Origin of the sequence: Mycolicibacterium cosmeticum (genome assembly GCF_000613185.1) — a bacterium.
GTDB classification, from domain to species: Bacteria; Actinomycetota; Actinomycetes; order Mycobacteriales; family Mycobacteriaceae; genus Mycobacterium; species Mycobacterium cosmeticum.
The window spans coordinates 66,307-90,534 of sequence record NZ_CCBB010000002.1; the positions used below are offsets into that span (position 1 = coordinate 66,307).

Consider the following 24,228-nt stretch of genomic DNA (forward strand, 5'->3'; position numbering starts at 1 on the left):
GGCGTGCTAGGCCCCGCCCTGGTGGTGCTGTTCGCCCTGTGCGCCGCGATCTTCGCCGCTGTCGGCATCGTGGTGCGCCAGCGCGCCACCCTCGACGTTCCCCCGGAGCACGGGGTGAGCACCGTCATGGTCGCCACCCTGTTGCGCCGGCCGCTGTGGTGGGCCGGAACCGCCGCCGCCGTCGCCGGGTTCGTCTTCCAGGCGCTGGCACTGGCCCACGGCTCGCTGCTGGTGGTCCAGCCGCTGCTGGTGTCGGCGCTGCTGTTCGCACTGCCGCTGAGTGCCCGCATGGCGCATCGCAAGGTCACCCGCGGTGAATGGCTGTGGGCCATCCTGCTCACCGTCGCGCTCGCGGTGTTCATCCTGCTGGCTCATCCGCGGGCCAACGAACACATCGCGTCGGCCCGGCAGATCACCGTCGTCGTGGTGATCAGCTTCCTGCTCGTGATCGCATGTGTGGTGATCGCGGTGCGCAGGCCGGGCGCGCAACGCGCCGTGCTGCTGGCAGTCGGGGTCGGGGTGCTGTTCGGCATGGTGGCGGTCATGACGAAGGTGCTGACGCACCTGCTCGCGCGCAACAGTGTGGCGCAGGTGCTGGCCACCCCGGTGCCGTATGTGTTGGTGGCGCTCGGTGTGGTGGCCACCCTGCTGCAGCAGTCGGCCTTTCACGCCGGGTCGTTGCAGACCTCGGTGCCGACCATGATCGTGATCGAACCGCTGGCCGCGGTGCTCCTGGGTGCCTTCGTCCTCGGCGAGCAACTGGACGCCAACGGCTGGGAGGCCATCGTGCTGACGCTGGCGGTGGTCGCGATGACGGCCGCCACCATCGCGCTGGGGCGCGACGAGGGGGCCTATGAGGCCCAGTTGGAAGCTCGTAAGGAACCCGCACCGCGTTAGCTGGCATTCCGCGCCGCGGTCCCTGTGAGTTCGCTGAATGGCAGGCCGGCGCACCGATCATCGGTGTTCTTGCTCACAGCACCCTGGTAGCCGTGCGTCGCGGGGCATATCTTTAGTTTTGCTAACGTTGTTTCGGGTACCGGCCACTGAGACCGGCAGATAGCACCAAAAGATTCCGCACTGATCGCAAGAGTTATTCGGGGGTTTCACATGACCAACGACGTAAGCGTCGAGCGTTTCCAACGCCGCCTCACCCACCTGTACGACACCGACCCGCAGTTCGCCGCGGCCGCCCCGAGCGACGAGGTCATCGCCGCCGTCGACGACCCCGGGCTGCGCCTGCCCGCCGTCGTCAAGACCGTGCTGCAGGGCTACGGCGACCGGCCCGCCCTCGGTCAGCGGGCCGTCGAATTCGTCACCGACCCGGCAACCGGTCGGACCACGGCCGCGCTGCTGCCCCGCTTCGAGACCATCAGCCACAAGCAGCTGTGGGACCGCGTCCAAGCCATCGCCAACGCCTGGCACGACCACCCGGTGCGCATCGGCGATCGGGTCGCCATCCTCGGCTTCACCAGCGTCGACTACACCACCGTCGACACCGCCCTGACCCAACTCGGCGCCGTCTCCGTGCCGCTGCAGACCAGCGCGACCGTCGCCGCGCTGCAGCCGATCGTCGCCGAGACCGAACCCGTGCTGATCGCCACCAGCATCGACTACCTCGACGACGCCGTCGCCCTCGCCGAGAGCGCGCAGACCGCACATCTCGTCGTCTTCGACTATCACCCCGAGGTCGACGACCAGCGTGAGGCCGTCGCGGCCGCGCAGGCCCGGCTCGGCTCCGGCGTCAGCGTCGAACCGCTCGCCGACGTCCTCGAACGCGGCGCCGCACTTCCCGACATCGAAGGGGTCGTCGGCCCCGACGACGACCCGCTGGCCCTGCTCATCTACACCTCCGGCAGCACCGGCGCACCCAAGGGCGCGATGTACCTGGAGAGCAAGGTCACCAACATCTGGCGCCCGGCCGCCAACGCGCACTGGGACGACAGCCAAGGCAAGGTGCCCTCGATCGTGCTGAGCTTCATGCCGATGAGCCACGTGATGGGGCGCGGCATCCTGTACGGCGCGCTCGCGTCCGGTGGCACCGTCAACTTCGCCGCCCGTGCCGACCTGTCCACCTTCCTGGACGATCTGGCACTGACCCGGCCGACGCAGCTCAACTTCGTCCCCCGCATCTGGGACATGCTCTTTCAGGAATTCCAGAGCCGCACCAGTCATGGCGCCGACGAGGACACGGTGCTCGCCGACATGCGGGAGAACCTGCTCGGTGGGCGCTACGTCAGCGCACTCACCGGGTCCGCGCCCATCTCGCCCGAGCTGAAGGCCTGGGTCGAGCGGCTGCTGGAGCAGCACCTGCTGGAGGGCTACGGATCCACCGAGGCCGGCTCGGTCTTCGTCGACGGCCGGATCACCCGGCCGCCGGTGCTGGAGTACAAGCTGGTCGACGTGCCCGAGCTCGGCTACCGGCTGACCGACGTCCCGCACCCGCGCGGCGAGCTGCTGGTGAAGTCCACCCAGCTGTTCCCCGGCTACTACAAGCGCCCCGAGATCACCGCGCAGATGTTCGACGAGGATGGCTTCTACCGCACCGGTGACATTGTCGCCGAGCTCGGGCCCGACGAGGTGCGCTATGTGGACCGGCGCAACAACGTGCTCAAGCTGGCCCAGGGCGAGTTCGTGACCGTCTCCAAACTGGAGGCCGCCTTCACCAACAGCCCGCTGATCCGGCAGATCTACATCTACGGCAACAGCGCCCGGCCCTACCTGCTGGCCGTCGTGGTACCCACCGACCCGACGGTGAGCAAGGCCGACATCGCCCAGTCGCTCAAGGACACCGCCCGCGCCGCCGACCTGCAGTCCTACGAGATCCCCCGTGATTTTCTCATCGAGACAACGCCTTTCACCGTGGAGAACGGCCTGCTGACCGGTATCCGCAAGCTGGCCTGGCCCAAGCTCAAGGAACGCTACGGAGCCGAGCTGGAGGGGCTGTACGCCGAACTCGCCGACGGGCAGGCCAACGAGTTGCAGGCCCTGCGTCAGCACGGTGCCGACGCGCCGGTGTTGCAGACCGTCAGCCGTGCGGCCGTCGCACTGCTGGGCGCGGCGAGCAGTGACGTGGCACCCGATGCGCACTTCACCGATCTGGGTGGGGATTCGTTGTCCGCGTTGACCTTCGGGAATCTGCTGCAGGAGATCTTCGGCGTCGAGGTGCCGGTGTCGGTGATCGTCAGCCCCACCTCCGACCTGGCGACCATCGCAGCGCACATCGAGACGCAGCGCGCCGGCGGTGACAAGCGCCCGACCTTCAGTTCGGTCCACGGCGCCGGCGCCACCGAGGTCCACGCCGCCGATCTGACGCTGGACAAGTTCATCGACGCCGCCACACTGGCTGCGGCACCGGCACTTCCGGGTCCGGATGCCGAGATTCGTACGGTTCTGCTGACCGGTGCCACCGGGTTCCTGGGTCGCTACCTGGCGCTGGAGTGGCTGGAGCGGATGGACCTGGTGGACGGCAAGCTGATCTGCCTGGTCCGGGCGCGCAGCAACGAAGAGGCCCGGGCGCGTCTCGACAAGACCTTCGACTCGGGAGACCCGAAACTCCTTGCGCATTACCGGGAACTGGCCGCCGATCACCTGGAGGTCATCGCCGGGGACAAGGGCGAAGCCGACCTCGGGCTGGACAAGGCCACCTGGCAGCGGCTCGCCGATACCGTCGACTTCATCGTCGACCCGGCGGCGCTGGTGAATCACGTGCTGCCCTACAGCGAGCTGTTCGGGCCCAACGCCCTCGGCACCGCCGAACTGATCCGGATTGCCTTGACCACCAAGATCAAGCGATTCGCCTACGTGTCCACCATCGGCGTCGGTTGGGGCATCGAGCCCGGCAAGTTCGTCGAGGACGCCGACATCCGCACCATCAGCGCCACCCGGGTGGTCGACGAGAGCTACGCCAACGGTTACGGCACCAGCAAGTGGGCCGGTGAGGTGCTGTTGCGGGAAGCCCACGACCTGGCCGGGCTGCCGGTGTCGGTGTTCCGTTGCGACATGATCCTGGCCGACACCAGCTACGCCGGCCAGCTCAACCTGCCGGACATGTTCACCCGGATGATGTTCAGCCTGGTGGCCACCGGTGTGGCGCCGAAGTCGTTCAATCAGCTTGACGCCCAAGGCAACCGGCAGCGGGCCCACTACGACGGGTTGCCGGTGGAGTTCATCGCCGAGGCGATCGCGACCCTCGGTGCGCATGTCGACGACGGATTCGAGACCTACCACGTGATGAACCCGTACGACGACGGCATCGGCATGGACACCTTCGTCGACTGGCTCGTCGAGGCCGGCTACAAGATCGAACGCGTCGACGACTATGCCGAGTGGCTGGATCGCTTCGAGACGACACTGCGCGCGTTGCCGGACAAGCAGCGGCAGGCGTCGCTGTTGCCGCTGCTGCACAACTACCAGCAGCCGGGTGTCCCGGTGAACGGGGCGATGGCGCCGACCGACGTGTTCCGCGCGGCGGTGCAAGAGGCGAAAATCGGTCCCGACAAGGACATTCCGCATGTCAGCGCACCGGTGATCGTGAAGTACATCACCGATCTGCAACTGCTCGGCCTGCTCTGAGATCGGAAAGCCTGGTCACCGCCCCGCGATGACGGTGGCCGGGCTTTTCTCAGCGCATTGACAGCTCAAACGGGAATTCGCCCGTCCGCCCACTCGTCGTTCATATAGAGCCCAATGGTGCGCTCACCCCAGATTTGCCTTGAAATACCAACGTTTTAGAGGTTCCGTGATGCCGACCGATATCCAAGACGAACGGCTCGAACGCCGCATCGCCGACTTGACCGCCAATGATCCCGAGTTCGCCGCGGCGCGGCCCGATCCGGCCGTAGCGAAGGCCGCCGAGGCCCCGGGTATCAGATTGCCGCAGATCGTCAAGACCGTGCTGCAGGGCTATGCGCAGCGCCCCGCGCTGGGACAGCGCGCCGTCGAATTCGTCACCGATCCGGCGACCGGCCGAACCACCGCCGCGCTGCTGCCTCGATTCGAGACCATCACCTACGCGCAGCTGTGGGACCGGGTCCGGGCGGCCGCCGCGGCCCTGCACTCCACCGGCCTGCAAACCGGCGATCGGGTCGCCATTCTCGGCTTCACCAGCGCCGACTACACCGTCATCGACACCGCGCTCGGTCAGGTGGGTGCGGTGTCGGTTCCGCTGCAGTCCAGTTCGACGGCGTCGGCGCTGGCCCCGATCCTCACCGAGACCGAGCCGCGGGTCATCGCCGCCAGCGTCGACTACGTCGACGAGGCCGTCGAGCTCGCGCGCACCGGTCACGCCCCCGAGCGCATCGTCGTCTTCGACTACCACCCGCAGGTCGACGACCACCGCGAAGCCCTGGCCGCCGCCGCGGCGGCGCTGCCGGCCGGCGTCACCGTGGAAACCCTGGCCGAGGTGCTGGCTCGCGGAGCCGACCTGCCGCAGGCCCCGGCCCCGAGCACCGACGACCCGAACCCGCTGTCGTTGCTCATCTACACCTCGGGCAGCACCGGAGCGCCCAAGGGTGCGATGTACCTGGAAAGCCAGGTCACCTCGTTCTGGCAGCGTTCCAGCGAGTCGTGGTTCGGCCCGAGCGTCGCGTCGATCAACCTCAACTTCATGCCGATGAGCCACGTGATGGGGCGCGGCATCCTGTACCTCACGCTGGCCGCCGGCGGCACCTGCTACTTCGCCGCCCGTGCCGATCTGTCCACGCTGCTCGAAGACCTGGCGCTGTCCCGTCCCACCGAGCTGAACTTCGTGCCGCGCGTCTGGGAGATGCTCTACCAGGAATTCCAGAGCCGCACCGCACACGGCGCGGACGAGGACGATGTGCTCGCCGACATGCGGGAGAACCTCCTCGGCGGTCGCTACGTGGATGCGATGACGGGTTCGGCCCCCATCACCGATGCCCTGAAGGCGTGGGTCGAGCACTTCCTCGGCATCCACCTGCGCGAGGGCTACGGCTCGACCGAGGCCGGCATGGTGTTCTTCGACGGCCGGGTGCAGCGCCCGCCCACCATCGACTACAAGTTGGTGGACGTGCCCGAGCTCGGCTACTACGGGACCGATCAACCGCATCCACGCGGCGAGCTGCTGGTGAAGACCGTCAACCTGTTCCCCGGCTATTACAAGCGGCCGGAGGTCACCGCCGGGGTGTTCGACGAGGACGGGTTCTACCGGACCGGCGATATCGTCGCCGAGCTCGGGCCCGACGAGATCCGCTACGTGGACCGGCGCAACAACGTGCTCAAGCTCGCCCAGGGCGAATTCGTCACGCTGGCCAAGCTGGAAGCCGCCTTCAGCAACAACAGCCCGCTGATCCGGCAGATCTACGTCTACGGCAACAGCGCCCAGCCCTACCTGCTGGCGGTGGTGGTGCCGACCGAGGATGCCCTGGTGAAGTTCACCGACGAGGCCGCCCTCAAGCGCGCCATCGTCGAGTCACTGCAGGATGTCGCAAGGGCGCAGGACCTGCAGTCCTACGAGGTGCCACGTGATTTCCTCATCGAGACAACGCCTTTCACCGTGGAGAACGGTCTGCTGACTGGTATCCGCAAGCTGGCCTGGCCCAAGCTCAAGGCGCACTACGGTCCCGCGCTGGAGGAGCTGTACGCGGAGCTGGCCGACGGGCAGGCCCGCGAACTACGGGCGCTGCGGGCCGAAGGCGCGGACGCGCCCGTCCTCGAGACGGTGTCACGCGCCGCCGCGGCGCTGCTGGGCGCCGCGACCGCCGACGTGGCACCCGATGCGCACTTCACCGATCTGGGTGGGGACTCGTTGTCGGCGTTGACCTTCGGGAATCTTCTGCAGGAGATCTTCGGTGTCGAGGTGCCGGTGTCGGTGATCGTCAGTCCCACCTCCGACCTGGCGACCATCGCCGCGCACATCGAGACGCGGCGCGCCGGCGGTGACAAGCGCCCGACCTTCAGTTCGGTCCACGGCGCCGGTGTCACCGAGGTCCACGCCGCCGACCTGACGCTCGACAAGTTCATCGACGCCGCGACATTGGCTGCGGCACCGTCACTTCCGAAGGTGAACGGCGAGGTGCGCACGGTTCTGCTGACCGGTGCCACCGGCTTCCTGGGCCGCTACCTGGCCTTGGAGTGGCTGGAGCGAATGGACCTGGTGGACGGCAAGCTGATCTGCCTGGTCCGGGCGCGCAGCAACGAAGAGGCCCGGGCCCGTCTCGACAAGACCTTCGATACCGGTGACCCGAAACTCCTTGCGCACTATCGGGACTTGGCCGCCGATCATTTGGAGGTCATCGCCGGGGACAAGGGCGAAGCCGACCTGGGGCTGGATAAGGCCACCTGGCAGCGCCTCGCCGACACGGTGGACCTGATCGTCGACCCGGCGGCGCTGGTGAATCACGTGCTGCCCTACAGCGAGCTGTTCGGCCCCAACGCCCTGGGCACCGCCGAACTGATCCGGATCGCGTTGACCACCACGATCAAGCCGTTCGTCTACGTGTCGACGATCGGCGTCGGTGACCAGATCGAGCCGGGCAAGTTCGTCGAGGATGCCGACGTCCGGGTGATGAGCGCGGTGCGCGCGATCAACGACAACTACGCCAACGGTTACGGCACCAGCAAGTGGGCCGGTGAGGTATTACTGCGGGAAGCCCACGATCTGGCCGGGCTGCCGGTCTCGGTGTTCCGCTGCGACATGATCCTGGCTGACACCAGCTACGCCGGCCAGCTCAACCTGCCGGACATGTTCACCCGGATGATGTTCAGCCTCGTGGCGACCGGCATTGCGCCCGAGTCGTTCTACGAGCTGGGCCCCGACGGTCAGCGGCAGCGCGCGCATTACGACGGGCTGCCGGTGGAGTTCATCGCGGAGGCTATCTCGACGCTCGGTGAGCACGTGGCACTCGAATCGGGGGGAGCCTTCGAGACCTACCACGTGATGAACCCGTACGACGACGGCATCGGCATGGACACCTTCGTCGACTGGCTGATCGACGCCGGTTACAAGATCGAACGCGTCGGTGAGTACGGAAAGTGGCTGGCGCGGTTCGAGACCGCGCTGCGGTCGTTGCCGGACAAGCAGCGGCAGGCGTCGTTGCTACCGCTGCTGCACAACTACCAGCGTCCGGAGACACCGGTGCAGGGTTCGATCGCGCCGACCGATGTCTTCCGGGCTGCCGTGCAAGAAGCGAAAATCGGCCCGGACAAAGACATTCCGCATGTCAACGCCCCGGTGATCGTCAAGTACATCACCGATCTGCAACTGCTCGGCCTGCTGTAGGCCGAGCAGGTCATGCCGAGACGAAAGTGGGGCACCCGCACCGGGGGCCCCACTTTCGTTTCGGCTCACGCGTGCCAGGACGACCAGCGCTGTACGGCGATCGCCACCACCGGACCGTCGAGCGCGGTCCGCTCGTATTGCCGGTACTTGGCGCGCAGCAACGCGTAACCGATCGCCATCTGTTCACCGTGCGGGTGGATTTCGGCGGTTCCGTCGGCGCGCACCCACCACAACTGCGTCCAATCGTCGGTGTAGTGGTCGACCAGCAGGCTCACCCGCGGGTTGGCCTCGATATTGGCCAGTCGCCGTAACCGCTTGGTCGACTTCCGCTTCGCGTCCACCGCGGTGTAGATCGTGTCGCCGCTGACGGCGAACACCACCGGCACCAGATGCGGGACACCGTCGGCCGCGGTGGCGAGGGCGGCCACGGGCGCCGCGGCGAAGGACTGCGCCCACTGCGCGCCCGGCGCGGTCATCGTGCTGTCCTGGGTTGCGGCGCAACGCTGATCGGCGGCCGGGTCACGTTGATCCTGGGTTTGGGTGGCGGCTCACTGCGCTGCCGCGGCGCCGGCCAGGACTGTTCGGGCGCCGGCTCCTCCGGCGGGGGCGGCGGCGGTGGTGGCGGGGGAGGAGGCGGTGCCGGCGGCTCGGTCGACAGCGGGGTGGTGGTGGGCGTCGAACTCGGTGTGGTGCTCACCGGGTCCACCGGTTCGTCGTCGCTCGAGCCGGAGAAGGCCAGTAGCACGACCGACACCACCAGCGCGACGGCCGCGGCGCCGAGCGCCAGCAGGGCCAGGGTCGCCTGCCGGGTGCGATACCAGGGCGTCGGCGGAGGTTTGAACGTCCACGTCCCGGTGTTGAACGCATCGAAGGGCCCGGTCTGCGGTTCCGGTGGCGCGGCCACCGGCTCGTAGAGCCGCGGGTCATCCCACACGCTGGCGTTGTGCCCCGTCCAGCCCGGATGGCCGGCACCGTTCGCGCCGCCGGCATCGGCCGGATCGGCGGTCCCGTGCGCCCCCGGATCTGGGGCCTCGCGTTCACCCACCCCCCGATGGTATGTGCCGACCTGCGCAAATGCCGATTCCGGCCGCGGCGGCACGCCGGATCACCTGTCGCGCCCACCGCCGCCCGGCATTTCGTGAAGACCCGTCACAGACCCGAACGCGCCGGTAGGGTCGGTCTGCGTTCATTGCAGGTTCATCGCCACAGGCGGTTCGCGACACCGGCGCGTCACCGGCCGGCCGTCTGCTCAACGGAGGGTTTGCGCATGAAGAAATCTGGGCTGAACACGTCGGGTCTGCTGGCGATGACCGCCGCCGCGCTGCTTGCCGCGGGGTTGGTCACCTCCTGCGCGCCGCCCGAGAAGAAGGACGGGCAGGGCGGCGCCGCGGCGAGCACCGCGACCTCGTCCGCAGATTTCGGCGGGATGGACGGCCTGGTCGAGGCGGCCAAGAAGGAAGGCGAACTCAACGTCATCGCCCTGCCGCCGGATTGGGCGAACTACGGCGCCATCATCGAGGCCTTCACCGCCAAGTACGGCATCAAGGTCAACTCGGCCCAGCCCGGAGCCAGCAGCCAGGAAGAGATCAGCGCCGCCCAGCAGCAGAAGGGCCGCAGCACCGCACCCGACGTGTTCGACCTGGGCCAGTCGGTGGCGTTGGCCAACACCGGCATGTTCGCGCCGTACAAGGTGGAGCATTTCGCCGAGATCTCCGACTCCTTCAAGGACCCGGACGGCCGGTGGGTCAACGACTACGGCGGCTACATGTCGATCGGGTACGACTCCGCCAAGGTCGGTGTCATCGCCGGCGTGGACGACCTGCTCAAGCCCGAGCTGAAGGGCAAGGTGGCGCTCAACGGCGACCCGACGCAGGCCGGCGCCGCGTTCTCCGGGGTGATGATGGTCGCGGTGGCCCAGGGCGGTTCGCCGGACGATATCGCCCCCGGCGTCGAGTTCTTCCACAAACTCAACCAGGCGGGCAACTTCCTTCCGGTGGATCCGACGCCGGCCACCATCGCCTCCGGGCAGACGCCGGTGGTGATCGACTGGGATTACCTCAACGTCGCGCAGGCCAAGAAGGTACCCACCTGGAAGGTGGTCATTCCGCACAACGCCGCGGTGGCCGGGTACTACTTCCAGGCCATCAACGCCGAGGCTCCGCACCCGGCGGCGGCCCGGCTGTGGCAGGAATTCTTGTACAGCGACGAAGGACAGAACCTGTACCTGGCCGGCGGGGCCCGGCCGGTGCGGGCCGACTCGATGGTGACCAAGGGCAGCATCGACCGGGCGACGTACGGCACCCTGCCGCCGGTGGACGGTGCGGCGGCCTTCGTCTCCGTGGAGCAGAACAAGAAGGCCACCGACTATCTGAAAGCCAACTGGGCCAAGGCGATCGGTTGACACCGGTGCGTCGCGTACGCGAGGTGCTGCCCCTACTGCCGTTCCTGGTGGTGGTGACCGTGTTCCTGATCATCCCGACGGCGACGGTGCTGGTGAACGCATTCGTCGTGGACGGCCGCTTCTCACCGGAGCGGCTCACCGCGCTGTTCAGCGAAGCACCGCTGGCGGCGCTGGGCCGCAGCCTGCTGCTGTCCGGCAGCACCGCACTGATCGGCGCGGTGTTCGGGGCCCTGTTGTGCTGGCTGATCGCCGGTAGTTCGCCGGGTTCGCTGGTGCGCCGGGTGGTGCTGTCGTTGTGCAGTGTGCTGGCCCAGTTCGGTGGTGTCGCACTGGCGTTCGCGTTCCTGGCCACCATCGGACTGAACGGTGTGCTGACAGTGTGGGCGCAGCAGGCCTTCGGCTGGGATCTCGCCGGCTCGGGCTGGCTTTACGGGTTGCCCGGACTGATCCTGGTGTACAGCTACTTCCAGATCCCGTTGATGGTGATCGTGTTCCTGCCTGCGCTGGAGGGCCTGCGCGTGCAATGGCGTGAGGCCGCCGTCAGCCTGGGCGCCGGGCCATGGCGCTACTGGCGCGAGGTGGGTGTCCCGCTGTTGACCCCCGCCTTTCTCGGGTCACTGCTGTTGTTGTTCGCCAACGCTTTTGCCGCGTACGCGACCGCCGCGGCACTGGTCAGCCAGGGCAGCCCGATCGTGCCGTTGCTCATCAGGGCCGCACTGACCAGTGAGGTGGTGCTCGGGCAATCCGGTTTCGCCTATGCGCTGGCGCTGGAGATGATCGTCGTCGTCGCCGTCGTGATGGTGGCCTACAACGCCCTGGTGCGGCGGACCGCGCGGTGGCTGACATGACGAAGGCGGTGCGCGGCGCGCTGTGGGTGTTGTTCGGCCTGTTCTTCCTGCTGCCGCTCTATGCGATGGCCGATTTCTCCACCAGGGATCCTCTCGGCGGCGGCGGCCGCACGCCGGCGGCCTGGCACAGCCTGGTCACCGACGACGAACTGGTCACCTCCATCGTCACCTCGGTGCTGCTGGCGGTGCTGACGGTCGCGGCGATGCTCGCGGTGCTGGTGCCGACGATGATCTGGGTTCGGTTGCGTACCCCGTGGGCGCGCAGGCTCGTCGAGTTCCTGTGCCTGCTGCCGTTGACCATTCCGGCGCTGGTGATCGTGGTCGGTCTGCGCAACGTCTATCTGTGGGTCACCTATCTGCTCGGCGAATCGGCACTCACCCTGACCTTCGTCTACATCGTGCTGGTGCTGCCGTTCGCCTACCGCGCCTTGGACGCGGCGCTGTCGTCGATCGCCCTGACCACCCTCGCGGAGGCGGCGCGCTCACTGGGAGCCGGGTGGTTCACGACCATCGTGCGGGTGATCGTGCCCAACATCTGGTCGGGCATCCTGGCGGCGGCGTTCATCTCGATCGCCGTGGTGCTCGGCGAGTACACCGTGGCCTCGCTGTCGGGATTCATGACGTTGCCCGTGCAGATCGTGACGATCGGCAAGGCCGACGGCCCCACCTCGGTGGCCGCCTCGCTGGCCACCCTCATCTTCGGTTTCGTTCTGTTGTTGGTGCTTTCATTGGTGACGAGAAGGGGGCGCCGCGGATGACGGCCGGTGTCGCGGTGGAGTTGAGGGACCTGAGCCGCCACTACGGGCCGGTGCGGGCACTCGACGGGCTCACCTTGCGGATGGAGCCGGGCCAGCTGGTCGCGCTGCTCGGCCCGTCGGGCTGCGGTAAGACCACCGCGCTGCGGATCCTGACCGGGCTCGACGAGGCGACTGCGGGCAGTGTCTGGGTCGACGGCCGGGATATCAGCCGGGTACCGGCGAACAAACGCGACATCGGGATGGTGTTCCAGGCGTACAGCCTGTTCCCGCACCTGACGGTGCGGGACAATGTCGCGTTCGGCCTGAAGATGCGCGGGATGTCCAAGCGGGACAGGCAGGTTCGCGCACTGGAGATGCTGGAGCTGGTGGGTCTGGCGGCTCAGTCGGACCGTTACGCCGGTGAGCTCTCCGGTGGCCAGCAGCAGCGGGTCGCGCTGGCCCGTGCGTTGGCGATCCGGCCCAGGGTGCTGCTGCTCGACGAGCCGCTCTCGGCCCTGGATGCCAAGGTGCGCACCCAGTTGCGGGACGAGATCCGAAGGGTCCAGCAGGAAGTCGGCATCACGACGCTGTTCGTCACACACGACCAGGAGGAGGCGCTGGCCGTCGCCGACCGGGTCGGGGTGATGAACGCCGGCCGGTTGGAGCAGCTGGCCGCCCCCGCCGACCTGTACACGGCACCGGCCACGCCGTTCGTGGCCGAGTTCGTCGGGCTGAGCAACCGCGTTCCGGCTGAGGTCATCGACGGCCAGGTGCTGTTGTGGGGCAAGGCTGTTCCGGCGCTGCCCGGATCGGTGACCGGTGCGGGGACGGCACTGGTTCGACCGGAGTCCGTGCGGCTTGCGGCGGGGGCGAGCGAAGCGACGGGATCGGGTGTCGTGCAGTCTGTCTCGTTCCTCGGGGCGGTGTCTCGGGTCCGGGTGGCCCTTGCGGGGAGTGAGGCCGGGGCGACGGTGCTGGCCCAGGTCAGCGGTGGTGAGTCGTTCACCGTGGGGCAGCGGGTCCGGGTCGGCGTCGAATCCGATGGCGTGCTGGTGGTCTAATCGCCGTCGGTGATCTCGGCGATCGCCTCGTTGAGCCGATCCTGGTCGGCGGCAATGGAATCACTGGCCACCTCGGTGGCATTGTGCAGCGCCTCGTTGAGCCGGTGGGACACCGTGTCGGACCCCAGCCGCAGCACACCGTCGGACAAGTAGACGTCGACCAGATGGTGGTGACCGTTGAGGGTTACCTCCACGGTCTCGGATTCGTCTGCCGCCGTGAAGGATTCGCTGGCCATCTTGTGCAGTTGACTGTCCATCAGATCCTGCAGGCGGCTGGCCTGGCGCAGCACGGCGGCCACCTGGGGATGCATGTCGTCGGTCGGTTCGAGGCTCACTTCTGGTCCTTGTCCGGGGTGTCACGGCGCTTGCGTGCCCCGATGACGCCCTCGGTCCAAGGGCGGTCCTCGGTATAGAGGTCCTCGTCGGGGGCGAGGTTGGGATCGCGCCGTTTCTCCTTGCCGGGCTGGGCGCCGCCGTGGCCCATGCCACCCATCCCGCCGCCCATGGCCGAGGCCGGGATGGCACCCGAGCCACCGCCGCGGGCGCCACCGGGTGCTGGGCCGACCGTCTCGGCGCCGACGCTGGGCTGCAGCGGCATGCCGGGTGCGCCGCCACCACCGCCGGCGCCGCCACCCGAGCCGCCACCGGCACCGGCGGGACTGACGCCCGGGTCGTCCAGCGCCGGGTCGGGCAACCCACCATCGGGCAGTCCACCTCCTGGCAGCCCGCCCCCGGACGGCAACCCGCCGCCGGCGGGGGAGCCGCCACCGCCCTTTCCGGCCGGGCTGCCGCCGGAACCCGATGGGCTGCCGCCTGATCCGGCGGAGCTCGACGGTGACTGCCCGGTCGACAGCGGATCGGCGCCCTGCGGGCTCACCGGCGCCGACGGCGGCTGCGGTGACCCGAGAGGCTGGCCGGCACCGCCGCCCGGGTTACCGCCACCGCCACCGCCGCCGCTGCCGGAGCCCGATGTGGTGCCCCCACCGGTCCCGCCGGATGAGGCGAACCCGGGCTTTTCCACCTTCACCTGGTCGAAGGTGGCCTGCCCGGCGTAGTTCTGCCGCACCTCGTCGGAGGCCTGCTGCAGCTTCGCCATCTCGGCCTGCACATGCTGGGCCTGGACTTGGGACCTGGCGTCGCCCTCGGCCAGCAACCGGGCCAGGGCCTGCTTGGCGGCGAGGTACTGGAGATAGAGCGGCGTGTGCTCGGTCACCGCGGTGACGTGCGCGTCGGCGATCTTGTTGGCGGCGTCGGCCAATCGCCGCCACGCCGCGCCCAGTTCGGTGCACCAGTCGCCGTACTCGTCGAGCCGCCGGTGGGCGGCGTCGGCGGCCTCACCCTCCCAGTCTGAGGTGTTCTTCGGTGGTCGGGCGCCCTCGGCGCTGTCGGCGGCCAGGTCCCACTGCACGGCGGCGGCCCGCAACGAGGCGTCGCTACCGCTGAGCAGTTGCATGTGGGTCTGCTCGATATTGCTGTAGCCGCCGGCATCCAGGGCCTTCGGCGCCGGCGATGCCTGGGGTACCGGGGGCAGCGGTGTGGACGGCGGGGACAAGGTGATGCCCTCGACCGCCGCGTGCCGCTGCGGATCGTCGAGCGTGGTCTTGTACTTCTCGTCGACCTCGTCGTAGGCCTTCGCGGCCGAGTCGAGCATCTCGGCGAGCCGATGGCCCTGGGCCTCCGCGAGTTTCTGATACTGCGCCAGCTCAGCGGCGTTGTCGTTCAAATTCGCGGTCGCCGTGATGGCCAACGGCAACTGGTCCGGCGGCATGGCCTGCGCGTCCGGCTGGTACCAGAACACCGCACGCATCGCCCCCGCCAGGCCTCTCAGGTCGGCGGTGACGACCTTCACCTCGTTGGCGGTCATACCCCCTCCAGCGCCATCTGGTAGCGGCTCTCCTCACGCGGGTTGATCAACCGAATCGGCAACTGAGAGTGCCGCGGTGTGCCGATGAAGTTGCTACGCAACACGACTCGTCCGACCCCGGGATGCGGTCCGAGGTAGGTGGTGGCGTTCGGCCACGTCACCTTGGCCTCGGTGCCGATCCGGCCGTTGACGAAGCCGGCGAACTCGCGGAACTGCGGGCCCAGCGTCACCACGCCCCCGGCTGCGGCCGACCGGATGACGAACTGGGTGAACAGCCGCGCGTCACCCAGGTTGATGCTGACATCCACGTCGTCGAACGGCATGTACACCGGGTAGCGGTCGGCCGTCTCGCCCACCAGCACCCCCGCCGAGCCGATCGGCAGTTCGTAATGCCGGTCGGTGACCGGGCTCTGTCCGAGCAGCGCGGCCCGCTGCCCACCGAACAGGCACGAAAACCCGCGCGGGGTGGCCGGATTGGCCAGCGTGGTCAGCAGCACCGTGGTGGTGGGTGCGGCACCGGGGCGGATGCGCACCCGGGTGATGGTGTGGTCGGCGCGGGCCGACCACCAGACGTTCGGCCCACCCGGCGCCACATACGCCGCGGTGAACGTGCTGCGGCCCTTGATCGACGACCACGACTCGCGTTCGAAACTGATCTCGGTGGCCCGGTCGAAATCGTCGAAGCTGCGCCCGCACCGCGCATCGATACCGTTGCTGGCCAACTGATCCGCGATGCGGGTGGTGGAGGCCACCAGGTAGCGGGCCAGCCCGGCGACACCGGACTCGCGGCGCTGGGCCGGCCGCCGGGTGCGTTCGGGGTCGGCGCGCAGCACGATCCAGGTGCGCCGGTTCGCCGGTGCCGGGTACGGCCCGACCACCTGTTCGTAGAGCGCGACGAGGCTGGCCGGTGCGGTCTTGCCCACCCGGTACCCGGCGGAGACGACGTCGGCCTCCAGTTCGGGGCAGTGCGCGGCGAGCAGTTGTTCGACCAGCCGGGTGTCCACCACGTCGTCGGTGAACGCCTCACCGGACACCAGCACCGTCGGGGTGAACGGGCGGGGGATCAGTTCGATGGTGGCGATCAACTGGTCGCCCTCCCAGCGCACCGCGACGTGATCGCCGGGCAGCACCGTGGCGCCGACGGCGGGCACCGACGGCGCGGGTGGCGCGACGGTGTGCCGGCGTCGCCAGGAGAACAGTGCGGCGATCCAGCCGGTGAAGCGGCGGCCGCGGACGGTCAGGGTGGTCGCGACGGCGATCAGCACGGCCAGCGTGATGCCCAGCCACAGCAGGTTCAGCGGGATGGACACCAGCACCACGGCCGGGATCAGCACCGCCGCCCACAGCAGGTGACCGGTGGTGAAGCGAAAACCGAACTGGCCGAAGAACTCTCTCATCGGCGCCTCAGGGCGCGGCGGGCCAGCGCGCCGATCCCGAGGATCAGCGCGACCGCGGTCCCCGTCACCACCACGATGGTGATGGGGCGCCGGTCCGGCGGCGGGACATAGACCGGCGGCGGAAGCTGTTTGACCCGGTACGGCACTGCCTTCGGGCCGGCGGGCACGTCCCAGGTCAGCGCGGCCACGGGGTCGATCACCCCGGCGCCGACGTAGTTGTCCACCCCGCCGCCGGGATGCCGGGCGGTGGCGGTGATCCGGTTCATGATCTGCGCCGGGGTGAGGTCGGGGAAGCGCTGCCGCAGCAGCGCGGCCAGGCCGGACACATAGGCGGCCGCGAAGGAGGTGCCCGCGATGGGGATGGGCCCGTCGGTGCCGGCCAGCGCGTTGACCGGATTGCCGTCATACCCCAGCGCGGTGATGTTCTCCGCGGGCGCCGCCGCGTCGAGCCACGGACCCGACACCGAGAAGCTGCTCGGCTGTCCCGTCTGGCCGATACCGCCGACCGTCAGCACCATCGGCGAATACCAGGCCGGTGACACGATGGTCTGCACCTGCTTCCAGCCGCGCGGGTCGTTGGGCTGGTCGGCTTCCGGTGGCGGATTCTGTGCGCAGTCCTGGCCGGTGTTGCCCGCGGCGACCACCACCACCGCGCCCTTGATGTTGACGGCGTAGTTGATCGCGGCACCCAGACCGGACTCGTTGATCGGGCGGGTCACCTTGTAGCAGGCCGCCTCGCTGATGTTGATCACCTGCGCGCCGAGGTTGGCGGCATGCACGATCGCGCGGGCCAGGCTGCGCAGTGAGCCCGCGGTCTGGGTGCTGTTCGGATCGTTCGGGTCGCTGCGGGACCCGACGGGCTGGAAATTGTCCGAGGTCTGGCGCAGGGACAGCAGGCGCGCATCGGGTGCGACGCCGACGAACCCGTCGGTGGGTGCGGGCCGCCCGGCGATGATCGAGGCCGTCAGCGTGCCGTGCGAGTCGCAGTCCGACATCCCGTTGCCGGCCTTGTCGACGAAATCACCGCCCGGTTCGGCGGGCACCCGGGGCGAGCCGTTGACGCCCGTGTCGATGACGGCGACGGTGATCCCGGCGCCGGTCGCGAACTTCTGCGCGTCGGCCAGCCGCAGATAGTCGTTGGCCCACGGCTTGTCGGTGAAGTTCGAGTTCGGGAACGTGATCGGCGCCGAACACACCCGTCGCTGTTCGGTGGGCTGATCCGGCCCGGTCTCGTCCGGGGGAACGGCCCCGGGGTCGATCGTCGGCGGCTCGACGGCACCGGCCGGCGGGGCCAGGCCCACCAACAGCGTCAACGCGGCCAGCAGCGCAGCGATGCGTCGCACGGTCGTCACTCCCCCTTGCAATCCCCGGTTGCGGCTGTGTGACACAACCGCAGCAAAGCGAAGGCCGCATCGGTGCGGCGTGTTCGCGCAACGTCAGCCTATGAGACGAATCCCGCGGGCGGCGTCAGAGCAATATTACGGGGGCGAAGAAGCAGACCGTATCGCTTTCTGGCGGGGCTCAGGCGTCCAGATCCTGGGTCACCAGGTCGGCGACGGTGGCCAGCACCGCCGCGTCGTCGGAGGCCACCGTCACCTGCGCGCCGTTGCCGGCACCGAGGGTCATGATCATCAGCGCCGAACCGGCGTCCACCGGCTCGCCGCCGTCGACGGCCAGGGTCACCGGCACGCCGGCGTTGACGACGGCCTCGGCGATGATGGCGGCCGGCCGGGCGTGCAGGCCGATGGCGGATCCGACGGTGACGGTCTTGCTGGGCATGGTTGTTCTCCTCGGTTGTAGGGGTGGATCAGGCGTTGACGGGGGTCTTGGTGAACTGCTTGGCGAGCACGACGGCCAGCGCGGCGACCGCGGTTCCGGCCGCCAGCGCCACCAGGAACCAGACCAGGTGGCCGATCGCGAAGAAGACGAAGATGCCGCCGTGCGGGGCCTTGAGCGTGACGTTGAAGGCCATGATCATCGCGCCGGTGACGGCACCGCCGGCCATCATCGAGGGGATCACCCGCAGCGGATCGGCCGCGGCGAACGGGATGGCGCCCTCGGAGATGAACGAGGCACCCAGCAGCCACGCCGCCCGGCCGTTCTCCCGCTCCGGCTCGCTGAACATCCCGGGCCGCACCGTGGTGGCCAGGGCCATGGCCAGCGGCGGCACCATGCCGGCGGCCATCACCGCGGCCATGATCCGCAGCGATGCCGGGTCGGCGACATTGAGTCCCGCGGTGGCGAACGCATAGGCTGCCTTGTTGACGGGGCCACCCAGGTCGAAGCACATCATCAGGCCGAGGATGACGCCGAGCAGGATCACCGACGCGCCGGTCAGCCCGTTGAGCCAGTTGGTCAGGCCCGAGGTGATCGCGGCGAGCGGCCGGCCGAGCAGCAGGAACATCAGCAGCCCGACGACCAGCGAGGCGAACAGCGGGATGACGACCACCGGCATCAGGCCCCGCAACCATTGCGGCACACTGACTTTGGAAATCCACAGGGCGGTGAACCCGGCGATCAGGCCCCCGACGATGCCGCCGATGAACCCGCCGCCGACGAAGACCGCGACCGCACCCGCGGTGAAACCGGGTGCGATGCCGGGCCGGTCGGCGATCGCGAAGCTGATGTACCCGGCCAGCGCGGGCACCAGGAACATGAACGCCAAGCCGCCGACCGTGAAGAGCACCGCCCCCAGGTATTGCGCGAAGCCGCCCGCGGGCAGGTCGGTCAGCGAGTTTCCGGTGGCGATGTGGGCGCCCAGCGAGTTCATGCCGAAGCCGACGGGTTTCGCGCCGTCGGGACTGTTCGCGATGTCGTAACCGGCGAACAGGAAGCCCAGCGCGATCAGCAGACCGCCGGCCGCCACGAACGGGATCATGTAACTCACGCCGGTGAGCAGGATCTGGCGCAGCCGGGTGCCCCAGCCCAGGCTGCCCGCGGCGGAGGAGGCGGCGGCGGCCTCACCCGCGGTCCCGGAGACCCGGGGGGCGTCGGGGTCGGCCGCGGCCGAGACGGCTTCGGCGATCATCTTGTCCGGCTCGTTGATGGCGCGCTTGACCCCGGAGGCGATGACGGGTTTCCCGGCGAAGCGCTGTTTGTCCTTGACACCGACATCGGTGGCGAAGATGACGGCACCGGCATTGGCGATGGTGTCGGCCGACAGCGCGGTGCCGCCCGAGGAACCCTGGGTCTCGACGGTGAGGGCGACATCGGCCCGCTCCGCGGCCAGCTTGAGTGCGTCGGCGGCCATGTAGGTGTGGGCGATTCCGGTGGGGCACGCGGTGACCGCCACGATCGATGCCTTCTTGGCCGCGGCGGCGGTTTCGGCGGGTGCGGCCGGGGCCGGGTTGATCACGCCGTCGACGAGGGCCACGAGTTCACCAGCGGTCTTGGCCGCGCGCAGCGATGCCACGAATTCCTTGCGCACCAGCGCGCGGGCCAGGCTGGAGAGCAGCTTGAGGTGTTCGGCGCCACCGGATTCCGGCGCCGCGATGAGGAACACCAGGTCGGCCGGACCGTCCGGGGCGCCGAAGTCGACCGCCGGCGCCAGCCGGGCGAACCCGATGGTCGGCGTGTCGACGAACGCCGACCGGCAGTGCGGGATGGCGATGCCGCCGGGTAAACCGGTGGCCGACTGTGCTTCCCGGGCCATGGCCGCGGCGATCAGCCCGTCGGCGTCACTGGTGCGGCCGGCGCCGGCGAGCAGCGCGGCGATGCGGCCGATCACGGACTGGTTGCTGGTGCCGGCGTCGGCGTCGAGCAGCACCAGATCGGTGGTGATCACCGGCTGAGCGGTATCGGTGGTGGACATGGTGTGACCTTCTCGTGGTGGGGGTTCAGGATCCGGTGGTGGACGGTGCGATCGACTTCACGACGACGGCATCGAGGTTGATCTGGGCGGGGGCGGGCAGTGCGGAGCCGGGCAGACCGGCCGCGGCGCTGCCGTAGGCCACGGCCATCTGCAGGCGCTCGGCGGGCGCCGCGCCGGCCATCGCGGCGCGGACGTAACCGGCCAGCGACGCGTCCCCGGCACCGACCGTGCTGCGCGGCACGGTCGGCGGTGGCGTGGCCAGCCAGCTGCCGTCGGTGTCCACCAGCACGGCGCCGGCGGCGCCGAGGGTGACCAGGATGGTGGCCGCACCGCGGTCCACCAGCTGGCGGGCGGCGGCGACCACCGGCCCGGTATCACCGTGGGCCACCGCATCTTCCAGTTCCTCGCCGGAGCAATCGGTGAGACCGGCCAGCTCGTCGGCATTCGGTTTGATGACATCCGGTGCGGCGGTGCCGAATTCGGCGGCCAGTGCCGACAGCGGCGCGTCGGAGGTGTCCACCGCGACGCGGCAGCCGTATCCGGCGAGCTCGGCCACCACGTCGGCGTACCAGCGGTCGGGGATGCCCGGCGGCAGTGAACCGGACAGCACCACCCAGCTGGCGGTCTGGGCGGCGTGCAGCACGGTGTGGGTGAGTTCCTGCAGAGCGGCGGCCTCGACGGGAGCACCGGGCTCGTTGAGTTTGGTTGTGGTGCCGTCGTCTTCGGTGATCGTCAGGTTGGTGCGCACCTGACCGGGGATCGGCACGTTGCGGTACGGCACGCCGATGGCGCGCAGCGCGACGAGGATGGGATCGGTGTCGGCGGCGGGTAGCACAGCGATGGTGTCCAGCCCGGCCAGTCCGAGGGCGCGGGCCACGTTGACGCCCTTGCCGCCGGGTTCGCTGGTGACCGACCGGACCCGGTGCACCGCACCCCGCACGAGCGGTGTGCCGAGGGTGACGGTGCGGTCGATGCCCGGATTCGGTGTGACGGTGACGATCATGCCTGCTCTCCCGCGAGGACGATTTCGATGCCGAGCCCGGTCAGCTCGGCACGGTCGGCATCGGTGATCTCGGTATCGGTGATCAGCGCGTCGACGCTGGAGATCGGTGCGAAGCTGATGAGCTCCTCGCGGCCGATCTTCGATGAATCCGAGGCGACGACAACGTAATTGGCGCATTTGACCATGGCTCGCTTGACCGCCGCCTCGTCCGGGTCGGGGGTGGACAGGCCATGGCGGGGGGTGATGCCGTTGGTGCCGATGAACGCGATGTCGACCCGCAGGCTGTCGAGCACCGCCAGCGTGGCCTCGCCCACGGCGGCCTGGGTGACGCCGCGGACGCGGCCGCCGAGCAGGTGCAGCGCGACCGACGGGACCGCGGACAGCCGGGCGGCGATCGGTACCGAGTTCGTCACCACCACCAGCTCGCGGTCGGTGGGGATGGCGGCGGCGATCCGGCTGGTGGTGGTGCCGGCGTCCAGCAGCACGGTCGATCCGGACAGCGGGAAGAAGTCGGTGGCCGCCGCGGCGATGGCGTCCTTGCGGTCGGCGCGGGTGGTGTCGCGTTCGCTGACATCCTGTTCGACCAGGTGCAGTGCGCGGGCCGGGACGGCGCCGCCGTGCACCCGGCGCACCACCCCGGCCTTGTCCAGCGCCGCCAGGTCCCGCCGCACGGTCTCGGTGGTGACCTCGTAGGCTTGCGCCAGTTCGGCGACGGACGCGCGGCCCTGCCGGATCACCAGCGAGGCGATCGCTTGCTGACGTTCTTCGGCGTACATGGCTCCGGTCTCGGGGTCTGGGATCGAGTGGGTTCTCCGGCGTCGGACCGGGCTGTGAATGTTGGTATGTGTTGTTTTACGCTTGTTTGTGTTGACTTGTCAACGATTTCTTGTAACGTGGCTCACATGAGTGCTTCATCTGTGACGGATGCCGGTACGCGGGTGCTGACCGGGGTCCCAGTAGTGCCCGGGGTCGCCTACGCCCCGGTGATCCGCCCCGGGCTCAAACCCGAGATCGATCTGGGCGCCGCCGCGCTCGGCGACGAGGAGCGTCCGGCCGAGGCCGCGAGGTTCACCGCCGCGGCCGCCGCGGTGGCCGGTCGGCTGCGGGAACGGGCCGGCCGGGCCACCGGTGCCGCCGCCGAGGTGCTGGCCACCACCGCAGGCCTCGCCCAGGACCGGGCCTGGCTGAGCGCGGCCGAGAAACGCATCGCCGAGGGCACCCCCGCGGTGCGGGCCGTCGCCGCGGCCGTCGACCAGTTCGTGGCGATGTTCACCCAGATCGGCGGCATGATGGCCGAACGCGTCACCGATCTGCGCGATATCGGGGACCGGGTGATCGCCGAACTCGTCGGCCTGCCCGAACCCGGAGTGCCCCAACCCGAGGTGCCGTCGATCCTGTGCGCGGAGGACCTCGCCCCGGCCGACACCGCGGGGCTGGATCCGGCGCTCGTGGTGGCGCTAGCCACCACCCTCGGCGGGCCGACCAGCCACACGGCGATCATCGCCCGCCAACTCGGCATCCCGTGCGTCGTGGCGATCGCCGGGCTCGACGACATCCCCGCGGGCACCATGGTGCTCGTCGACGGCACCCGTGGCACGGTCACCGTCGCCCCGGAGGAGTCCGCCGCACAGGACGAGGTGGCGTCGGCCCGACGCGCCGCCGCGGCCGCCGCCGGCTGGGCCGGTCCCGGGGCCACCTCCGACGGCCATGCCGTCGCCGTGCTCGCCAACGTGCAGGACGGTGCCGCCGCCCGGGCCGCCCGGCAGACGCCCGCCGAAGGGGTCGGCCTGTTCCGGACCGAGCTGTGCTTCCTCAACACCGACACCGAGCCGACCGTCGACCAGCAGGCCGCCATCTACGCCGAGGTGCTTGAGGCGTTCGCCGGCCGCAAGGTCGTCGTCCGCACCCTCGACGCCGGATCGGACAAGCCGCTCAAGTTCGCCGGCCACCCGGACGAGGCCAATCCCGCACTCGGGGTCCGCGGGATCCGCATCGCGACCGGCAACCCCGCGCTACTGGACCACCAGCTCGCGGCGATCGCCGCCGCGGCGCAGCGCACCGGCAACCCACCCTGGGTGATGGCGCCGATGATCGCCACCGCCGACGAGGCGAAGGACTTCGCCGACAAGGCGCGGTCGCACGGCCTGACACCGGGCGTGATGATCGAGGTGCCCGCCGCGGCGCTGCTCGCCGACCGGATCCTGGAGCACGTGGACTTTTTGTCCATCGGCACCAACGACCTGGCGCAGTACACCATGGCCGCCGACCGGATGTCGGCCGACCTGGCGGCGCTCACCGACCCCTGGCAGCCGGCCGTGCTGTCCCTCGTCGCGATGACGGCGAAAGCCGGTGCCGCCGTGGGTAAACCGGTCGGCGTGTGTGGTGAGGCGGCCGCGGATCCGCTCCTGGCCTGTGTGCTGACCGGTTTCGGGGTGACCTCGCTGTCGGCGGCCGCCGCCGCCGTGCAGGGTGTCGGTGCCAAACTGGCGCAGGTCACCTTGGCGCAGTGCCGTGCCGCCGCGGATGCGGTGCTGGGCACCGCCAGCGCCACACAGGCGCGCACCGCGGCACGCGCGGTACTCGGCTAGACGGTCCACCCGGTTTCCTCGGGCCACCACTCGACGTCCCGGTCCACGCTGCGCAGCGTCACGGCGTCATAGCCGAGTTCGTTCGCCTGGGCCTTGGTGTCGGCGAAGACGCGGCGGGCTTCCTCTTCGGAGCCCTGTGCGACGACGGTTTCCTGCGCGCCGTTGGTGGCGTCGCCGCGGTCGTGCAGGGTGGCCGCCACGACCGTCCACAGCTCGGCTGGGTTGATGTCACTCATGGAGCCCGGAGTACCCGCTCGGGGCCGCCGGAATTAATCGGAC

General features: G+C 69.4%; 19 protein-coding genes. 8 read left to right on the forward strand and 11 right to left on the reverse strand.

Annotation, left to right across the window (positions count from 1 at the left end):
* The first annotated feature begins 3 nt into the window (after positions 1 to 3).
* The 3 genes from BN977_RS15675 (at position 4) to car (BN977_RS15685) (ending at position 8,239) form a co-directional block, all read left to right on the forward strand.
* Entirely contained in the window at positions 4 to 897 is an 894-nt protein-coding gene (locus tag BN977_RS15675) for a DMT family transporter (RefSeq protein ID WP_024455749.1), read from the forward strand.
* A 210-nt stretch (positions 898 to 1,107) separates the two neighbouring features.
* Positions 1,108 to 4,572: a carboxylic acid reductase gene (gene car, locus BN977_RS15680; RefSeq protein ID WP_036399435.1), complete on the forward strand. Its 3,465-nt coding sequence runs from the start codon at positions 1,108 to 1,110 to the stop codon at positions 4,570 to 4,572.
* A 169-nt stretch (positions 4,573 to 4,741) separates the two neighbouring features.
* Positions 4,742 to 8,239 (forward strand): carboxylic acid reductase, encoded by a 3,498-nt coding sequence (gene car, locus BN977_RS15685; protein ID WP_036399438.1) that lies wholly within the window; start codon positions 4,742 to 4,744, stop codon positions 8,237 to 8,239.
* A gap of 65 nt (positions 8,240 to 8,304) precedes the next feature.
* Here car (BN977_RS15685) and BN977_RS15690 read toward each other — a convergent pair whose 3' ends face one another.
* Together BN977_RS15690 and BN977_RS15695 are read right to left on the reverse strand one after the other, a co-directional pair.
* Positions 8,305 to 8,715 carry a TIGR03668 family PPOX class F420-dependent oxidoreductase gene (locus tag BN977_RS15690; protein ID WP_036399439.1) on the reverse strand — a complete coding sequence of 137 codons (411 nt, stop codon included), beginning with the start codon at positions 8,713 to 8,715 and terminating at the stop codon, positions 8,305 to 8,307.
* Positions 8,712 to 9,284, reverse strand: coding sequence for a hypothetical protein (locus tag BN977_RS15695; RefSeq protein ID WP_051561583.1), 573 nt, complete (start codon positions 9,282 to 9,284; stop codon positions 8,712 to 8,714). The genes BN977_RS15690 and BN977_RS15695 overlap by 4 nt, the downstream gene beginning before the upstream one ends.
* 222 nt (positions 9,285 to 9,506) lie before the next feature.
* On the opposite strand from BN977_RS15695, the gene BN977_RS15700 reads away from it, so the two are divergent.
* From BN977_RS15700 to BN977_RS15715, 4 genes are read left to right on the forward strand one after another with little or no spacing between them, the layout of a single operon-like run.
* Positions 9,507 to 10,640: an ABC transporter substrate-binding protein gene (locus BN977_RS15700; protein WP_191262726.1), complete on the forward strand. Its 1,134-nt coding sequence runs from the start codon at positions 9,507 to 9,509 to the stop codon at positions 10,638 to 10,640.
* Positions 10,637 to 11,488 carry an ABC transporter permease gene (locus tag BN977_RS15705; protein WP_036399441.1) on the forward strand — a complete coding sequence of 284 codons (852 nt, stop codon included), beginning with the start codon at positions 10,637 to 10,639 and terminating at the stop codon, positions 11,486 to 11,488. The genes BN977_RS15700 and BN977_RS15705 overlap by 4 nt, the downstream gene beginning before the upstream one ends.
* Complete coding sequence (locus tag BN977_RS15710; RefSeq protein WP_036399443.1) at positions 11,485 to 12,246, forward strand: ABC transporter permease; 762 nt, start codon at positions 11,485 to 11,487, stop codon at positions 12,244 to 12,246. The genes BN977_RS15705 and BN977_RS15710 overlap by 4 nt, the downstream gene beginning before the upstream one ends.
* Entirely contained in the window at positions 12,243 to 13,286 is a 1,044-nt protein-coding gene (locus BN977_RS15715) for an ABC transporter ATP-binding protein (protein WP_036399445.1), read from the forward strand. The genes BN977_RS15710 and BN977_RS15715 overlap by 4 nt, the downstream gene beginning before the upstream one ends.
* Here the strand turns inward: BN977_RS15715 and BN977_RS15720 are convergent.
* The 8 genes from BN977_RS15720 to BN977_RS15755 all read right to left on the reverse strand — a co-directional run bounded on the left by BN977_RS15720 (position 13,283) and on the right by BN977_RS15755 (position 22,137).
* On the reverse strand, positions 13,283 to 13,597 hold the full coding sequence (locus BN977_RS15720) for a YbaB/EbfC family nucleoid-associated protein (protein WP_036400310.1): 315 nt from the start codon (positions 13,595 to 13,597) through the stop codon (positions 13,283 to 13,285). The two genes, BN977_RS15715 and BN977_RS15720, sit on opposite strands and share 4 nt — an antisense overlap.
* Positions 13,598 to 13,617: 20 nt before the next feature.
* On the reverse strand, positions 13,618 to 15,150 hold the full coding sequence (locus tag BN977_RS33500; RefSeq protein WP_036399447.1) for a PPE domain-containing protein: 1,533 nt from the start codon (positions 15,148 to 15,150) through the stop codon (positions 13,618 to 13,620).
* Positions 15,147 to 16,547 carry a type VII secretion protein EccE gene (eccE, locus tag BN977_RS15730; protein ID WP_036399450.1) on the reverse strand — a complete coding sequence of 467 codons (1,401 nt, stop codon included), beginning with the start codon at positions 16,545 to 16,547 and terminating at the stop codon, positions 15,147 to 15,149. The genes BN977_RS33500 and eccE overlap by 4 nt, the downstream gene beginning before the upstream one ends.
* Positions 16,544 to 17,890 carry a type VII secretion-associated serine protease mycosin gene (mycP, locus tag BN977_RS15735; protein ID WP_024453476.1) on the reverse strand — a complete coding sequence of 449 codons (1,347 nt, stop codon included), beginning with the start codon at positions 17,888 to 17,890 and terminating at the stop codon, positions 16,544 to 16,546. Before mycP ends, eccE begins: the two co-directional genes overlap by 4 nt.
* 178 nt (positions 17,891 to 18,068) lie before the next feature.
* Positions 18,069 to 18,326 carry an HPr family phosphocarrier protein gene (locus BN977_RS15740; RefSeq protein WP_024453477.1) on the reverse strand — a complete coding sequence of 86 codons (258 nt, stop codon included), beginning with the start codon at positions 18,324 to 18,326 and terminating at the stop codon, positions 18,069 to 18,071.
* A 28-nt stretch (positions 18,327 to 18,354) separates the two neighbouring features.
* On the reverse strand, positions 18,355 to 20,358 hold the full coding sequence (locus BN977_RS15745; protein ID WP_036399453.1) for a PTS fructose transporter subunit IIABC: 2,004 nt from the start codon (positions 20,356 to 20,358) through the stop codon (positions 18,355 to 18,357).
* Positions 20,359 to 20,383: 25 nt separating this feature from the next.
* Positions 20,384 to 21,361: a 1-phosphofructokinase family hexose kinase gene (locus BN977_RS15750; RefSeq protein WP_036399455.1), complete on the reverse strand. Its 978-nt coding sequence runs from the start codon at positions 21,359 to 21,361 to the stop codon at positions 20,384 to 20,386.
* The gene (locus tag BN977_RS15755) at positions 21,358 to 22,137 is read right to left on the reverse strand and encodes a DeoR/GlpR family DNA-binding transcription regulator (protein WP_036399457.1); all 780 of its coding nucleotides are present in this window, start codon (positions 22,135 to 22,137) and stop codon (positions 21,358 to 21,360) included. Before BN977_RS15755 ends, BN977_RS15750 begins: the two co-directional genes overlap by 4 nt.
* Before the next feature lie 66 nt (positions 22,138 to 22,203).
* Between BN977_RS15755 and ptsP the strand changes: the two genes are divergently transcribed.
* Positions 22,204 to 23,949 carry a phosphoenolpyruvate--protein phosphotransferase gene (gene ptsP / locus BN977_RS15760; protein ID WP_036399459.1) on the forward strand — a complete coding sequence of 582 codons (1,746 nt, stop codon included), beginning with the start codon at positions 22,204 to 22,206 and terminating at the stop codon, positions 23,947 to 23,949.
* Here the strand turns inward: ptsP and BN977_RS15765 are convergent.
* Complete coding sequence (locus tag BN977_RS15765) at positions 23,946 to 24,185, reverse strand: hypothetical protein (RefSeq protein WP_036399461.1); 240 nt, start codon at positions 24,183 to 24,185, stop codon at positions 23,946 to 23,948. The genes ptsP and BN977_RS15765 overlap by 4 nt on opposite strands.
* Positions 24,186 to 24,228 lie beyond the last annotated feature (43 nt).

Excerpts from the sequence above, each read along its gene's own strand:
- car (WP_036399435.1), top strand. The coding sequence starts at position 1,108 with ATGACCAACGACGTAAGCGTCGAGCGTTTCCAACGCCGCCTCACCCAC.
- car (WP_036399438.1), top strand. The coding sequence starts at position 4,742 with ATGCCGACCGATATCCAAGACGAACGGCTCGAACGCCGCATCGCCGAC.
- BN977_RS15690 (WP_036399439.1), bottom strand. The coding sequence starts at position 8,715 with ATGACCGCGCCGGGCGCGCAGTGGGCGCAGTCCTTCGCCGCGGCGCCC.
- BN977_RS15700 (WP_191262726.1), top strand. The coding sequence starts at position 9,507 with ATGAAGAAATCTGGGCTGAACACGTCGGGTCTGCTGGCGATGACCGCC.
- BN977_RS15710 (WP_036399443.1), top strand. The coding sequence starts at position 11,485 with ATGACGAAGGCGGTGCGCGGCGCGCTGTGGGTGTTGTTCGGCCTGTTC.
- BN977_RS15715 (WP_036399445.1), top strand. The coding sequence starts at position 12,243 with ATGACGGCCGGTGTCGCGGTGGAGTTGAGGGACCTGAGCCGCCACTAC.
- BN977_RS15720 (WP_036400310.1), bottom strand. The coding sequence starts at position 13,597 with ATGCATCCCCAGGTGGCCGCCGTGCTGCGCCAGGCCAGCCGCCTGCAG.
- BN977_RS33500 (WP_036399447.1), bottom strand. The coding sequence starts at position 15,150 with ATGACCGCCAACGAGGTGAAGGTCGTCACCGCCGACCTGAGAGGCCTG.
- eccE (WP_036399450.1), bottom strand. The coding sequence starts at position 16,547 with ATGAGAGAGTTCTTCGGCCAGTTCGGTTTTCGCTTCACCACCGGTCAC.
- BN977_RS15740 (WP_024453477.1), bottom strand. The coding sequence starts at position 18,326 with ATGCCCAGCAAGACCGTCACCGTCGGATCCGCCATCGGCCTGCACGCC.
- BN977_RS15745 (WP_036399453.1), bottom strand. The coding sequence starts at position 20,358 with ATGTCCACCACCGATACCGCTCAGCCGGTGATCACCACCGATCTGGTG.
- BN977_RS15750 (WP_036399455.1), bottom strand. The coding sequence starts at position 21,361 with ATGATCGTCACCGTCACACCGAATCCGGGCATCGACCGCACCGTCACC.
- BN977_RS15755 (WP_036399457.1), bottom strand. The coding sequence starts at position 22,137 with ATGTACGCCGAAGAACGTCAGCAAGCGATCGCCTCGCTGGTGATCCGG.
- ptsP (WP_036399459.1), top strand. The coding sequence starts at position 22,204 with ATGTGTTGTTTTACGCTTGTTTGTGTTGACTTGTCAACGATTTCTTGT.
- BN977_RS15765 (WP_036399461.1), bottom strand. The coding sequence starts at position 24,185 with ATGAGTGACATCAACCCAGCCGAGCTGTGGACGGTCGTGGCGGCCACC.